Genomic DNA, 14,642 nt, shown 5'->3' with positions numbered 1-14,642 from the left:
CTGGGTGTTGAGGGTCAGAGCCGGTGCAGGGGCTGGTCGCGACCATTCTTATCGCACAAGCGGCTTGCCGCTTTCAGCCTGCCGGTACACAGGGGCGGGGGGCCTTGCTGGCGTCAGGCCATCCCCGAGTGCCTGCACGCGCTTGAGGTATGAATTTAATTGTTTGAAATTAAACATGTTTACATGCCCTGGCCTGGATGCTGGAACAAAGCAGGGCAATCCCCGGCAACGGCTGAGTGGATTCACGGAGGGCAGTATCACATGAATGGTTTTTTTTGAATCCTGATTTCAATAGGCGCTTTCCTATTTTTTTGACTGTTCATCCTTGGGTTAAACAAGATAGAATCTGACCCCGAATCGGGTTTGGGGCGCAGATAGCCCAAGATGTGAGCAATACAGGCTGTGGACTGCCTGGGTGTGCAATGTAATGCGACAACATTGTTAAACATCAATCAAAACAAGAAGCTGGAGGATGTGATGGCCAACAGCACGGACAATCAGGTTAAAAGCAGCATATTGGGAGCTGTAACCCAAGGGCGGTAGCATAAGCCTTGTTCACCTTCTGGGCTGACAACGGCATAATCTGCGTTTCCATCAATGTTGTTTTTCCACGCTCCAGAAATAATGCGCCAACCTGCTGAAGTAAATGGATACTCTCGACTCCAGCCATTGCGCCATTACACATCATACGCTTGTTCATAATGAGATGTGACGGCATATGGTCGCCAACCATAGCCAGAAATCTCTTTTCCATTTAATCAGATTGCAATCGGGAACCTTTCAATGAAGATCCTCGTGACTGGTGGTGCCGGTTTTATCGGCTCTGCCGTTGTTCGTCATATCATCCGGTATACCCAAGATTCAGTGGTCAACCTCGATAAGTTGACCTATGCGGGCAACCTAGAATCCTTGGCGGCTGTCTCTGCTAGCGACCGCTATGCGTTTGAACAAGTTGACATCTGCAACCGCGCCGAATTGGATCGGGTGTTTGTTACCCATCAACCTGATGCCGTGATGCACTTGGCCGCCGAGAGTCACGTTGATCGCTCTATCACGGGCCCCGCCGACTTCATCGAGACCAATATCGTCGGCACCTATATGCTGCTGGAAGCGGCTCGCGCCTACTGGAACGGTCTGGACGAGGTACGCAAGGCGGCCTTCCGCTTCCACCATATCTCCACCGACGAGGTGTATGGTGACTTGCCCCATCCGGATGAAGTCGCCCCCGGTGTTGCACTGCCGCTCTTTACCGAAATCACCCCCTATGCCCCCAGCAGCCCCTATTCTGCCTCCAAGGCTTCCAGCGACCATCTGGTGCGCGCTTGGCGTCGGACTTACGGCCTGCCGACCATCGTTACCAACTGCTCCAACAACTACGGCCCGTTCCACTTCCCCGAGAAGCTGATCCCGCTGGTGATCCTCAATGCACTGGATGGCAAGCCGTTGCCGGTCTATGGCAAGGGCGATCAGATCCGCGACTGGCTCTATGTGGAAGACCATGCTCGTGCGCTCTACAGAGTAGTGACCACGGGCGTGGTAGGGGAGACCTACAACATCGGCGGTCATAACGAGAAGCAGAATCTGGAGGTGGTGCACACCATCTGCGATCTGCTGGACGAGATGGTACCTCTGTCTCCCTCGCACCTTGGGGGAGAGGGCCGGGGTGAGGGGAGAAGCTACCGCGATCAAATCACCTATGTGGCCGATCGTCCCGGTCACGATCGCCGCTATGCCATCGATGCCAGCAAGATGAGCGCCGAGCTCGCCTGGCAACCGCAAGAGACCTTTGAATCCGGTATCCGCAAGACAGTGCAGTGGTATCTGGATAACCAACAGTGGGTCAACAATGTCAAGAGCGGGTCCTATCAATCCTGGATCGAGCAAAACTACGGGGAGCGTGCCTGATGCATATTCTGCTGTTTGGCAAGAATGGTCAGGTTGGCTGGGAACTGCAGCGCTCGCTCGCTCCATTGGGCCGGGTCACTGCCGTCGATTTTGACTCGACCGACTACTGTGGCGACTTCAGCAATCCGGCTGGTGTGGCCGAAACGGTACGCTTGGTCAAACCTGATGTCATTGTGAACGCGGCAGCCCACACCGCAGTCGACAAGGCGGAGAGTGAACGGGAGTTTGCCGAGCTGCTCAACGCGACCAGCGTGGCCGCTATCGCCAAAGAAGCGGAGGCATTGGGAGCCTGGTTGGTGCACTACTCCACGGACTATGTGTTCGATGGCAGTGGTGAGCGCCCTTGGCTTGAAACCGATGCGACCGCCCCGCTCAACGTCTACGGTGAGACCAAGCTGGCGGGTGAGCAAGGGGCTGCGTTTTGTTCCCGTCATCTGATCTTCCGCACCAGCTGGGTCTACGCCGCCCGCGGCGCCAACTTTGCCAAGACCATGCTGCGCTTTGGCAAAGAGCGTAGCGAGATGTCAGTCATTAATGACCAGTTCGGCGCCCCGACCGGTGCCGAGTTGCTGGCCGATTGCACCGCCCATGCGATCCGCGTGGCGCAGAGCAAACCCGAGGTTGCCGGGCTGTATCATCTGATTGCCTCCGGCACCACCACCTGGTTTGACTACGCCCAGCTGGTGTTTGCCAAAGCCAGAGAGGCCGGGGTTGAACTAGCAGTCACGCAACTTAATGCTGTGCCGACCAGTGCCTTCCCGACCCCTGCCAAACGTCCTCACAACTCTCGTCTTGATACCACTAAATTCCAGCGCACCTTCGATCTGGTGCTGCCGAACTGGAAGGTCGGCGTGGAGCGGATGTTGACCGAGATCCTCGGCAAGTAAATCACTGGCCAAGGGATAAAGTTTAAAAAGTGTGGCCGCAAGCCACCCTTTTCTTTTGCAATTTAAACATAAGAAACAAGCATCATGACCAAACGTAAAGGCATTATTCTGGCCGGTGGCTCTGGCACTCGTCTCTATCCAGTCACCATGGCGGTGAGCAAGCAACTGCTGCCCATCTATGACAAGCCGATGATCTACTACCCGCTCAGCACCCTGATGCTGGCAGGTATTCGCGATATTTTGATCATCAGTACGCCTCAAGATATTCCCCGTTTTGAGCAATTGCTGGGTGATGGCAGCCAGTGGGGCCTGAATTTGCAATACAAGGTACAGCCAAGCCCGGACGGGTTGGCACAAGCCTTTATTCTGGGTGAAGAATTCATCGGGTCAGACCCCTGTGCGCTGATACTGGGTGACAACATCTTCTATGGCCATGATCTGCAGAAACAGCTTGAAGCAGCTGCAGCCAAAGGGAGCGGTGCTACCGTCTTTGCTTACCATGTGCATGACCCGGAACGTTATGGGGTGGTGGAGTTTGATAAAGAGGGCACCGCTATTTCTCTGGAAGAGAAGCCACTGGAGCCCAAGAGCAACTATGCGGTGACCGGTCTCTATTTCTATGACAACAGCGTGGTTGAGATTGCCAAGAGTCTGAAGCCATCGCCCCGTGGTGAGCTGGAAATCACTGATGTGAACCGTATCTACCTGGAACAAGGCAATTTATCGGTGGCGATGATGGGCCGTGGTTATGCCTGGCTTGATACCGGTACTCATGAAAGCATGATTGAAGCGAGCAACTTTATTCAGACCATCGAGACGCGTCAGGGGTTGAAGGTGGCCTGCCCAGAAGAGATCGCCTATCGCCAGAAATTTATCAATGCTGATCAAGTTCGTGAACTTGCTGTGCCGCTGGCAAAGAATGCGTATGGGCAATATTTGTTCAGAATGGTTGCCAAAGCCTGATGTGATATGGGGGAGGGAATATACTCCTCCCCATAAAAATTGAATTTCATGTGGATAGACAGATGAATGTAATCAAAACAGCAATTCCTGATGTACTGATATTTGAGCCAAAAGTATTTGGTGATGAGCGTGGTTTTTTCTTTGAGAGTTTTAACCACAAGTTGTTTGAAGAGGCAGTAGGATATCCGGTTACCTTTGTGCAGGATAATCACTCAAAGTCTTCAAAAGGGGTATTGCGTGGCTTGCACTATCAGTTGCCACCCCATGCCCAGGGCAAGCTGGTGCGTTGTGTGGCAGGTGAAGTATTCGATGTAGCGGTCGATATTCGCAAAAGCTCGCCTACCTTCGGTCAGTGGGTTGGCGTGCATTTGTCAGCAGAAAACAAACGCCAACTCTGGATCCCGGAAGGGTTTGCCCATGGGTTTGTGACCTTGAGTGAGACTGCGGAGTTTTTGTACAAGACCACGAATTATTATGCGGCCAATAGCGATCGCGGAATACTCTGGTCTGATGAATCTATTGGTATTGACTGGCAAGGAGTTTCAAATCCTATTTTGTCTGAAAAGGATAAAAGACAGCCATTGCTAAAGCAACTTGTTAATATTGAATGGTAAAATGGAAAAAGAAACTCGTGTAGTTATAAAAAATATAATCTATCTATTATCCACACGTGGGCTGACATACGTATTTCCATTATTAATACTTGGTCATCTAGTTAAAACATTAAATGCAGATGGCTTTGGTCATTATGCAATAATATTTTCGCTTACGACGTATGCACAAGCTATAGCAGATTATGGTTTTTCACTTACATCCAGTAGAGAGATTTCAAAGAATATAGAAAAAAAAGAAAAAGTTGCTGAAATATACTTGGAAACAACAACACTAAAACTCCTCATCACCTTGGCGATATATCCAATTTATTATTGTTTTTGTAAGCTGTACTTTAAAGATGAAAATATTTTTATTTCATCGCAATATGCGTATACATTAACCATCAGCGGTGCTTTTTTACCTATTTGGTTTTTTCAAGGTGTTGAGTATTTAAAAATACCCGCGATTATGAACCTTGTAGGGAAAGCAATCTCTCTTTGCCTAATATTTGTTTTTGTCAAAACGGAGAGTGACCTCACAGCATCCATATTGTCGCAATCTATACCTGCATTGTTAGTCGCTATTTATTGTAATTTTTTCATTTTTAATAAATACATATTCATCCCTATTAAGATTAAAAAAAGTAATTTATGGGAGTCTTTGAAAGATGGTTGGAGTATATTTGTTTCGTCAATGTCCTCTATCATTTTAACTAATAGTGCAGTACTGATTTTAGGTGTTTTTGCTACTACAGAAGTTGTTGGGATCTATGCGGCGGCAGAAAGACTAGCTAAGGCAATTACTTCTGTATTTTCTCCAATAACTCAAGCTATATATCCATATAACTGTAGGAGCTTTTCTCGGTCAAAAGCAGAGGGATTACGCTCTGTAAGGAAAACCGGGTGGCCTACAATAGCGTTAGCTTTTTTGTGTACAATATTAATACTTATTTGTTCAGGCTATTTAACGATTTTAATAAGTCTCAATAGCGACAGTGTTTTTATTCTCAAAATTTTTGCTTTTTGGCTGTTATTTGGGGTAATAAACAATGTTCTTGGTATTCAAATATTATGTGCATCATCAGAAAATAAAATATATGCAAGGTCATTTTTAATTAGCGCAACAGTATCATTACTTCTTATGTTCATACTTTGCCCTGTGATATATGGTGTTGGTGCGGCTTTATCAGTGACTATAGGTGAGTTTATTTTGACAATTTTGATGTTTCAGTATATCCGACGAAAGTATGTCGCATCATATAGTTAGATAGAATGAGGCAGATATAGGCGGTTAGATTTTATTATTAAATTAATGATTTGAGGTATTGTCTATGAATAAAAAGAAAATTTTAACAGTTTTTGGCACTCGACCAGAGGCTATAAAAATGGCACCGGTGGTGCGAGCACTGGCAATAGATGAGCGTTTTGAGGCTAAAGTTTGTGTGACAGCGCAGCATCGTGAAATGCTTGATCAAGTATTGTCGTTGTTTGAAATAATCCCCGATTATGACCTGGACTTGATGAAAGCAGGACAAACATTGAACGATATCACTGCCCGTATTTTGCTAGAGCTTCAACCGGTATTACAACAATTCAAGCCTGATATCGTATTGGTTCATGGCGATACCGCTACCACTTTTGCAGCCAGTTTGGCAGCCTATTACGAAAAAATTTCAGTTGGTCATGTTGAAGCCGGATTGCGTACGGATAATATATATTCACCTTGGCCAGAAGAAGGAAATCGGAAGTTAACAGGTTGCTTGGCCGCCTTACACTTCTCGCCAACAAACTCTTCAAAGAGTAATTTGCTTCAAGAAAATATTGACCCTTCTTCTATACATGTTGTGGGTAATACTGTAATTGATGCATTGTTATTGATTAGAAATAAAATAGATAAAGAGCCTTACCTTAGAGAACACCTCGATGAACAATTGTCATTCCTGTCTGAAAATAAAAAAATTGTGCTAATTACTGGTCATAGAAGAGAAAATTTTGGTATTGGCTTTGAGAATATCTGTTTAGCGATTCGAGATGCGGCAAATAATTTCCCTGATGTGTTGTTTGTATATCCTGTACATCTTAATCCACAAGTACAGAAGCCGGTAAAGACAATATTGAGTGGGATTGAAAATGTGTTGCTTATTGAACCACTAGATTATTTACCATTTGTATATTTAATGGGAAAGGCAAATGTCATTTTAACCGACTCGGGAGGTATTCAGGAAGAAGCACCATCCTTAGGGAAGCCGGTACTTGTAACTAGGGACACAACAGAAAGGCCTGAGGCTGTTGCAGCAGGTACCGTGAGGTTAGTTGGAACTGCTCAGAAGGCAATATATAGTGGCATTGAAGAATTGCTCACAAATGAAAATGAATATATAAAAATGTCTAGTGCATCTAACCCTTACGGGGATGGAAATTCATCAGAAAGGATATTGGATATACTGCATCAATGGCATTTGAATTGATAATTTTCCACACCTGTGGAATATGTCCACCATAAACAGGCACACTGCTGTACATTCTATTAATGTATTGATCGAGTAAGGTTATGATTGTCTTTATTGCTAACTATCCAGATGTGGACAATTTGCGTGATGGTATGATGCAGCGAATTGCTGCAATCGATACACTCGCGAATGATAAGTTGAGAGTGTATTTGGATATTTCTTTTAAGAGAAATATTCGACGTAAAAAAACAATAAATGGAAATTGTATAATTGAGCGCTTGAATTTCTTCATGCATTTCAATCAAATTAAAAAGTATTTATTAGATTCAGAATTAGTATATGTGCATTCACTATATAATATGTTAAAAGTTTTCTTTATATATGATTCAAAAAAAACAATTCTTGATATTCACGGAGTTGTTCCAGAAGAACTTGAATTGACAAATAGAAATAATATTGCAAAAATCTACTCCATTATGGAAAGGAAAGTTTTTAAAAATTGTAGCTTATTGATTCATGTGACGAACTCTATGCTAGAGTTCTACGAAAAAAAATATGGGGTAGAGTTAAAAAAACGCTCCTTGGTTTTGCCTATATTTGAATATAACCATATAGCAAGAAATACATCGAAATGGAATTCCGATACGATAACTGCTGTTTATGTTGGGGGAATGCAAAAATGGCAAAATATTGATTTAATGGTCGCTAGTGTCGCTCGATTAAATAAAGCCAGTAGTGGAGCGCATTGTATTAGGTTTGGTTTTTTCTTCCCCTTAAAGTTCATAAAATCTTTTTCGGAAATGTACAGAAATATTTGTGAAATGGATAACGTTACTATTGGATCGTTACCTAAAGATGAAATGCTTTCTCTTTTATCAAAAAGTCATGTCGGATTTGTTTTGAGAGATTCAATTATTGTTAATCAAGTTGCATGTCCAACTAAGCTTATAGAATATCTTGAATGTGGTGTTGTCCCAATCGTTAAAAGTCCAGATATTGGTGATTTTGATAAATTAGGGTACAAATATATTAATATAGATGAAATTAATCGCCTAAGTGAATTGAATATAAAGGCAATGGCTGAACATAACTTCGATGTTTTAGATAAGTATCATAAAAAATCTATTGAATCCAAAACAATATTGGAAAGCATTTTAATTGGAGTGAATGCATAGCCAATATTATATGTATATCCCAAGCATAACTTATTAAATAAGGGTATCTGAAAAAAAGGGGGTGTTCCACAATGAGTTAAATATCTTAAGTGGGTATTTAGTTAGTATTGAAATACCAAGTCCCTAGTGAGAAAAGTAATTATGTATGGAGATGGTATTCACCTGACTGTTGTCCACACAAGGGAGTGGTCACACGGCTTCAAACCGGATAACAAAACGGTACCCCTACCGTGTTATCTGGCGTCATCATATGACCACTAACGAGAAAGTAGCACGTCGTAAACTCAGCGAGCTAGAGCTCGCCAAAGAGCGCAATAACGCCAGCAAAGCCTGCAAGCTCATCGGCTACAGCCGCCAGCAGTTCTACGAGATCCGCCGTAACTATCAGACCTATGGGGCTGAGGGCTTGCTCGACAAATTGCCAGGCTGTAAAGGGGCAACCCCAACCGGGTCGCTCCCTAGATTGAGCTGGCCATCCTCGATTACTCACTGACCAAACCTACCCATGGCCCGCTTCGGGTGGTGCAGGAGCTTGCTTTGCAGGGTATCAAAGTGAGTGCCGGCGGCGTGCGTGGCGTGTGGCAACGTCATGACTTGCTCTTCAAACACGACAGCTTGCTACGTCTCGAGAAGACCCATCGGGAGCAGACGATTGAGTTCAATGACGAGCTAATTCGCCTGCTCGAGAGCTTCAGCCCCGAGTTTCGCGAACGCCAGATTGAGGTTCACTACACCGGGGAACTGGTGGCGGTCGATACCTTCTTCGTCGGTGCACTCAAGGGGGGTTGGCAAAGGTCTATGTGCAAACCGTGCTGGACTGCTACAGCGGCCTTTGGGGGGGCTCTACACCAGCAAGCTGCAGGTGACCTCGGTTCATGTGCTCAATGACACGGTACTGCCGTTCTTCGAAGCTTACTAGGCACGCATCCTGTCGGACGACGGGCGCGAGTTCTGCGGGCGCCCTGACCACCATCCCTACGAGCTGTTCCTGCAACTGGAGGGGATTGAACACCGGACAACCAAAGTGCGCAGGCCGCAGATCAACGGCTTTATCTTTTTATCGAGCTGCTGTACCGGACACTGCTGGATGAACACTTCCGTATCAAGGGGAGGACAACCTGGTATGGGTCGGTGAAGCAGATGCTGACAGACCTGGACAGCTATCTGGAACACGACAACACCCAACGGTCACATCAAGGCAGGATGATGGAAGGACAAACTCCCTACAGCATGTTCAAGAAGGGTCTGAAATTGATACCGAAGGAAGTGCGCACTAAAGTAGCGTAAACAAGACACCAGTTTGAGGCTAGTGTCAGGTGATAACAAGATCTGTACAGTAATTACAAATACATTAGTTGGTAAATATAATGTTGTATATAATAATGTGGTGTTCTTCTTTTTTACTCACAGTATGCATGCCATTTAAAACACTAAGGATTTATAGCATTATTGTATTTTCATTAGTATATTGGTTTTTGATTTCATTTCGTTCTCCAAATGTAGATGTGGATTATGCTCAGTATATCTCATATATACAAGACGCGGTATATTATGGTCTTACAACTCGTGGAGGCTTTGTTTTTGAATGGATGGCTAAAACGCTTTATTTTTTTAAATTACCACTTACATTGATATTTTCAATATATGCTTTTTCTGTTATATTAAAATCAGCTCTTTTTTTAAAGTTTTCACATTATAGTCATTCCATATTTATCGGTTATGTCGGATTTTTTATTTATCTGCATGATTTTACGCAAATCAGAGCTGGTTTGGCAATTGCCATATCATACTGGGCAATATATCTTAAGTATGGTTCGCCTACAAATAATAATAATTTATGGATTTTAGTGGCATTGCTAGGTGCTCTGATTCATCCATCGCTAATATCTATTCCATTATTTATTATGGTTGGTAATTATATCTCCTTAAGATTTTTATTTTTTACATTGATTGTTGCTATTTTCCTTGCGGCATCGAATACCATGCAATCTACCATTGATGTAGCAGTGGTTTTAATTGGTAATAAAGATTTAAATATTTACTATGAACTATCTAAGTTACAAACAATAAAACCGTTTGGTCTATTTCCTATACTTACACTATCAATAACTTTTTTGATGTACTTTTACCTACCTAAATATTTTGAACATGACCGACAGACCATTTTTTTTATTAAAATGCTGATTTTATCGCAAATCATATGGTTTAGTTTATATCCAATACCTGTATTTGCGGGACGCTTTAGTCAAATATTCCTCTATTCCATAGTATTTACATTGCCTTTATTATCTAAGTTGTTTTTGAAAAATTATTCGATACTTCCATCTATTTATAGTCTTGGTGGTTTTATTGCATTTAACAGTGTAGGTGGATTAATGCATGAGTTTAGCTTTGATTTTTAGAGTGAATATATATGGATATTAAAATATTAGTTGTAATATACAACACAAAACTAAGTGATAGTGCAACTTTACTATCTTTAGCAAATCAAGAAATAACGCATAATATAAATATATCCTTGGCTATATATGATAATTCTGCTAGCTCCAACTTTGAGAAAGAATTTATTAAGAAGTTAACTCAACGTTTTGATTTAGTTTATAAACATACGCCACAAAACTTATCTCTACGAGAGATTTATAATGGCGAAATAAAAGAAATGGATAGTGATGATATTTTGGTGGTTTTAGATGACGACACATCGTTACCGGATAATTACTTAGATATGGTCGCGCAGTCAATAATAGAAAATCCATCTATTTCTCTTTTTGTTCCTAAAATATTTGTGCATGGCTCATTATATAGTCCCCATAAAAGTTTTGTATTCTTAAATAGAAAAATAAAAAAAATAACGAACGGGGCTATTTATACAAAAAATATGTCCGCAATAAATAGTGGTATGGTTATTAGAGGTGCTTTTTTTAAGTCTTCAGGTTTTTTATACCCTAACTTTGTTGATTTTTATGGTACTGATAAAGTTTTTTTTGATGCATACGCATCGTATCAACGTTATTTCTATGTCATGAATATATGTGTAGATCATGATGTTAGTAATCATCCTTCTAACAGAGATATAAATAACTATGCAAGCGTTGTTAATAAGGTTAATGTTTTTTGGTTAAAATATCTTGATAAAAAACGGTTGCTATTAAACGCATACAAATTATTTATGCTTTTTTATGCACTAAAGCTTTCATTGAAAAACAAGAAAATTATTTTTTTAAAAAATGCTTTCAATTTAGGATTCAAATAATGAAAGACAATCAGTTTAGAATCTATCCATTTTATTTTCCTCAGTTTTACCCAACACCTGAGAATGATGAATGGTGGGGGGATGGATTCACGGATTGGGAGCTCGTAAAAGTAGCGCAGGCAATAAGTAATGATCAGCTTCAACCACGAATCCCTGTTAATGGTTTTTATGATCAGTCTTCTCCTGACGTTATCAAATCGCAAGCTTCGTTGGCAAAAGAATATGGAATATCCGGGTTCAATTTTTACCATTATTGGTTTGATGGGAAAGTTCTTTTAGACGCCCCAATCAATAATTTGTACATGGATAAAAGTATTGATATTGAATATTTTATGACTTGGGCCAATGAAACATGGACAAGGCAGTGGATTGGACAACCAAATGATATCCTTATTAAGCAAGAACATAGACCAGATGAAAATTTATGGTGTAATCACTATGAATATTTACGGAAGTTTTTCCTTGACCAAAGATATGTGAAAATCAATAATAAACCAATTTTTTGTATATACAGAGCCGAGTTGATCAAAAATTTGGCCGAGTGGATCGATTATATAAATGAGAAGGCAAAAGATGATGGGTTTTCTGGTATCCATCTTGTCGCACTTCGTGCTTATGAGATTGCAGATGCTAATAGCATATATGAAAAGTTTGAGATGATCGTAAATTTCCAGCCGCGATTCTCTATTAATAGTAGCCTTAAAAAATCATCTGCTTACATAAAGTATATAGAAAAAATTCTTCGAAGATTTCCTGAGCGTATTCAGTTGAAATTAGCAGGTATATATAGCAAAAAGACATACAAGCAGTATAAATATGAAGATTACATCCATGCTATGGAGCGTGACGCAGTCTCTTTCGGTGAGAAGCCTGTTTATCCTGTAGTTTTCCCTGATTGGGATAATGCTCCGCGTTATAAAGAAAGGGCAACATTTTTTTCAGGGGTTTCTCCTGCATCATTTAAAAAATCATTAATAGTGGCTAAACAAAAAATCTCAACGCATGAGCATAAATTTGTTTTTATAAATGCATGGAATGAGTGGTCTGAGAGTGCCTATTTAGAGCCAGATAATAAAAATGGCTATCAGGCTTTAGAGATTATTCGTGATGTTTTTATAAAAAATGAAAGAAACTGACAATGAAAAAAGCAGTAGTTTTCTTAGCAGCTTACAATGGTGAGCAATGGATAGAAGAGCAGATAAATAGTATATTGAACCAGAATGATATTTCTGTAGATATTTATATAAGCATTGATAAATCTACCGATAGAACTTTAGATATTTGTGAAAAGTGTTTGTCAGAAAATAAAAATATAAAGTTATTACCTTATGGTGAGTCTTTTGGTGGTGCTGGAAAAAATTTTTATCGATTAATAATGGATGTAGATTTTTCAAGTTTTGATTACATAGCCTTTAGCGATCAAGATGATATCTGGTATCAAGATAAATTATTTAACGCCATTGAAAAATTACAGCATTATGATTGCTACTCTTCAAATGTCACTGCATTTTGGGAGGATGGCAGAGAGGTTTTGATTGATAAGGCACAACCTCAACAGCCTTGGGATTATTTGTTTGAGGCTGCGGGGCCAGGATGTACCTATGTCTTCAAGCGAGAGATAGGTCTTGCTTTCCAGGCATGGTTAAGAGAAAACCATGCTGTAATAGAACGTAAAGTGTCTTTACATGATTGGTTACTATACGCTTTTGCCCGGCGGTACGGTTATAATTGGTATATAGACGTAAAACCTAGTATGCGATACCGTCAGCACAAAAATAATCAAGTTGGCACAAATAACAATCTTGCGGCAGCTAGGAAAAGACTGCGTTTAATAAAGAACAAGTGGTATAGAAATCAAGTTTTTAGCATCGTTACCTTATTAAATTTGAAAGAGGTCCCGATTGTGAAAAAAGGTTTAATGAATGGCTATCTCGGAAATATTTATCTTTTGATGCATGTTAATAAGTTAAGGCGTAGGGCGAGAGACCGGTTAGCATTGGCCTTTTTCTTATTGTTCAATTTGTTCTGATTCGTAATTGGTAACTATTCACCCACATCCTATTAAAACTTATTTTTTATGATGGTTCATCATCTGTTTAGATGAGGTTTTAGGTAGAAAAGAAGTCTGGAAAGGGGCATGCCAAGAGTATTGCATCATACAGATTAGTAATGATGCTTATATTTTTTCATTTAATGATTTAGAGTCTTTGATTCATTTGTTTGGAGTGATGGGAAAATTACGATCATAATTTTTTCATATTTTTATGGAGCTGAGAATGGAGTATATTTTATTCTTTTTTTTCTCTTTCGCTATTCTTTTCTTCTTTAGGAAATTGGCAAAGAAAATAAATCTAGTTGACCGTCCTAATGAGCGTAAATTACATCAAGGTTTGGTTCCCTTAGTAGGGGGGATTTCTATCTATTTTACACTGATGCTGGCGCTATGGCTTAAACCAGAGTTACTTATTAATTCGGATATCTATGTGCTGTGTGCCTCCGTCTTGGTAATGATGGGGGCCATCGATGATAAATATGATGTTGATTATCGTGTCAGGTTAGTGGTGCAGATCCTGATCTCTTGCGCGATGCTCTTTGCGGCAGGGCTCTCTTTAAAAAGTCTGGGTCATATTTTCTTTAGCTATGAAGTCAATTTGGGGCCGCTTGGCTATATCGTGACCATCTTTGCCGTGCTTGGTGCTATTAACGCCTTTAATATGGTGGACGGTATCGATGGATTATTGGGTGGGCTAACCATGGTGACCTTCGGTGCGCTCTCTTATATCCACTATGCTGATGGGCAACTCCCTTTGGCTCGTTTTTGTTTGCTGATGATGATCGTGGTGGTGCCCTATATCTGCTTGAATCTGGGTTTTCCCTTTGGCGGGCGCAAAAAGGTCTTTATGGGGGATGCAGGCAGCATGCTGATCGGTTTTACCGTGATCTGGGTATTGTTGCAGGGCACTCAGGGGCCAAGAGCACAGATGAACCCGGTCACCGCGCTCTGGTTAATTGCCATTCCGCTGATGGATATGACCTGCATCATGGTGCGGCGTATTCGCAAAGGTGTCTCGCCATTCAAGCCGGACCGCGAACATTTGCATCATATCTGCCTGCGGGCTGGACTCTCATCTCATCAAGCCTTGGTGGTGATTTGCGGTATTGCGACCCTACTGGCCGTTGCGGGTATTGTCCTAGAATATAGCGGCGTGCCGGAGTGGGTTAGCTTGTTGTTATTCGCTCTAGTATCTTGTCTCTATTACCAGTTACTCAACAATATCTGGCGTATTCTCGCCAGAATTAAACCAAAAACTGCCAGTTAGCCTAATTAAATTGGGTCTCTCCCGCACTGGCTTTTGCTTGGCCGCTTATGAAAAATATACCCTTGATCCTGTTTGACAAGGTTCGTCAGGCCCCTT

General features: G+C 41.7%; 12 protein-coding genes and 1 pseudogene. All 13 read left to right on the top strand.

Annotation, left to right across the window (positions count from 1 at the left end):
• Positions 1-783: 783 nt before the first annotated feature.
• Positions 784-1,905, top strand: coding sequence for a dTDP-glucose 4,6-dehydratase (rfbB, locus tag AB5Y64_RS15090; protein ID WP_368204116.1), 1,122 nt, complete (start codon positions 784-786; stop codon positions 1,903-1,905).
• Positions 1,905-2,792: a dTDP-4-dehydrorhamnose reductase gene (rfbD, locus tag AB5Y64_RS15085; protein WP_368204114.1), complete on the top strand. Its 888-nt coding sequence runs from the start codon at positions 1,905-1,907 to the stop codon at positions 2,790-2,792. Before rfbB ends, rfbD begins: the two co-directional genes overlap by 1 nt.
• A gap of 84 nt (positions 2,793-2,876) precedes the next feature.
• Positions 2,877-3,755, top strand: a complete 879-nt coding sequence (gene rfbA / locus AB5Y64_RS15080; protein WP_368204112.1) for a glucose-1-phosphate thymidylyltransferase RfbA — start codon at positions 2,877-2,879, stop codon at positions 3,753-3,755.
• A gap of 62 nt (positions 3,756-3,817) precedes the next feature.
• Positions 3,818-4,369, top strand: coding sequence for a dTDP-4-dehydrorhamnose 3,5-epimerase (rfbC, locus tag AB5Y64_RS15075; protein ID WP_368204110.1), 552 nt, complete (start codon positions 3,818-3,820; stop codon positions 4,367-4,369).
• A gap of 1 nt (position 4,370) precedes the next feature.
• Positions 4,371-5,615, top strand: a complete 1,245-nt coding sequence (locus tag AB5Y64_RS15070) for an oligosaccharide flippase family protein (RefSeq protein ID WP_368204107.1) — start codon at positions 4,371-4,373, stop codon at positions 5,613-5,615.
• A 64-nt stretch (positions 5,616-5,679) separates the two neighbouring features.
• Complete coding sequence (wecB, locus tag AB5Y64_RS15065) at positions 5,680-6,816, top strand: non-hydrolyzing UDP-N-acetylglucosamine 2-epimerase (RefSeq protein ID WP_368204105.1); 1,137 nt, start codon at positions 5,680-5,682, stop codon at positions 6,814-6,816.
• An 83-nt stretch (positions 6,817-6,899) separates the two neighbouring features.
• Entirely contained in the window at positions 6,900-7,973 is a 1,074-nt protein-coding gene (locus AB5Y64_RS15060; RefSeq protein WP_368204102.1) for a hypothetical protein, read from the top strand.
• Between the two features lie 250 nt (positions 7,974-8,223).
• Positions 8,224-9,260 (top strand): annotated as a pseudogene (locus AB5Y64_RS15055) (helix-turn-helix domain-containing protein).
• A 128-nt stretch (positions 9,261-9,388) separates the two neighbouring features.
• A complete protein-coding gene (locus AB5Y64_RS15050; protein ID WP_368204100.1) occupies positions 9,389-10,375 on the top strand; it encodes an EpsG family protein in 987 nt (328 codons plus the stop codon).
• 11 nt (positions 10,376-10,386) lie between these two features.
• Positions 10,387-11,226 (top strand): glycosyltransferase, encoded by an 840-nt coding sequence (locus tag AB5Y64_RS15045; protein WP_368204097.1) that lies wholly within the window; start codon positions 10,387-10,389, stop codon positions 11,224-11,226.
• Positions 11,226-12,362 (top strand): glycoside hydrolase family 99-like domain-containing protein, encoded by a 1,137-nt coding sequence (locus tag AB5Y64_RS15040; RefSeq protein WP_368204094.1) that lies wholly within the window; start codon positions 11,226-11,228, stop codon positions 12,360-12,362. Before AB5Y64_RS15045 ends, AB5Y64_RS15040 begins: the two co-directional genes overlap by 1 nt.
• A gap of 2 nt (positions 12,363-12,364) precedes the next feature.
• Positions 12,365-13,255: a glycosyltransferase gene (locus tag AB5Y64_RS15035; RefSeq protein WP_368204092.1), complete on the top strand. Its 891-nt coding sequence runs from the start codon at positions 12,365-12,367 to the stop codon at positions 13,253-13,255.
• A 247-nt stretch (positions 13,256-13,502) separates the two neighbouring features.
• The gene (gene wecA / locus AB5Y64_RS15030) at positions 13,503-14,546 is read left to right on the top strand and encodes a UDP-N-acetylglucosamine--undecaprenyl-phosphate N-acetylglucosaminephosphotransferase (protein WP_368204089.1); all 1,044 of its coding nucleotides are present in this window, start codon (positions 13,503-13,505) and stop codon (positions 14,544-14,546) included.
• Positions 14,547-14,642 lie beyond the last annotated feature (96 nt).

This window comes from Aeromonas sp. R5-1, from assembly GCF_040908265.1.
Classification (GTDB): domain Bacteria; phylum Pseudomonadota; class Gammaproteobacteria; order Enterobacterales; family Aeromonadaceae; genus Aeromonas; species Aeromonas caviae.
Note: the sequence above shows the minus strand (reverse complement) of the source record. Positions and strands in the feature narration are given on the sequence as shown.

Excerpts from the sequence above, each read along its gene's own strand:
- rfbC (WP_368204110.1), top strand. The coding sequence starts at position 3,818 with ATGAATGTAATCAAAACAGCAATTCCTGATGTACTGATATTTGAGCCA.
- wecB (WP_368204105.1), top strand. The coding sequence starts at position 5,680 with ATGAATAAAAAGAAAATTTTAACAGTTTTTGGCACTCGACCAGAGGCT.
- AB5Y64_RS15040 (WP_368204094.1), top strand. The coding sequence starts at position 11,226 with ATGAAAGACAATCAGTTTAGAATCTATCCATTTTATTTTCCTCAGTTT.
- rfbB (WP_368204116.1), top strand. The coding sequence starts at position 784 with ATGAAGATCCTCGTGACTGGTGGTGCCGGTTTTATCGGCTCTGCCGTT.
- rfbD (WP_368204114.1), top strand. The coding sequence starts at position 1,905 with ATGCATATTCTGCTGTTTGGCAAGAATGGTCAGGTTGGCTGGGAACTG.
- AB5Y64_RS15035 (WP_368204092.1), top strand. The coding sequence starts at position 12,365 with ATGAAAAAAGCAGTAGTTTTCTTAGCAGCTTACAATGGTGAGCAATGG.
- AB5Y64_RS15070 (WP_368204107.1), top strand. The coding sequence starts at position 4,371 with ATGGAAAAAGAAACTCGTGTAGTTATAAAAAATATAATCTATCTATTA.
- AB5Y64_RS15050 (WP_368204100.1), top strand. The coding sequence starts at position 9,389 with ATGCCATTTAAAACACTAAGGATTTATAGCATTATTGTATTTTCATTA.
- AB5Y64_RS15060 (WP_368204102.1), top strand. The coding sequence starts at position 6,900 with ATGATTGTCTTTATTGCTAACTATCCAGATGTGGACAATTTGCGTGAT.
- AB5Y64_RS15045 (WP_368204097.1), top strand. The coding sequence starts at position 10,387 with ATGGATATTAAAATATTAGTTGTAATATACAACACAAAACTAAGTGAT.
- rfbA (WP_368204112.1), top strand. The coding sequence starts at position 2,877 with ATGACCAAACGTAAAGGCATTATTCTGGCCGGTGGCTCTGGCACTCGT.
- wecA (WP_368204089.1), top strand. The coding sequence starts at position 13,503 with ATGGAGTATATTTTATTCTTTTTTTTCTCTTTCGCTATTCTTTTCTTC.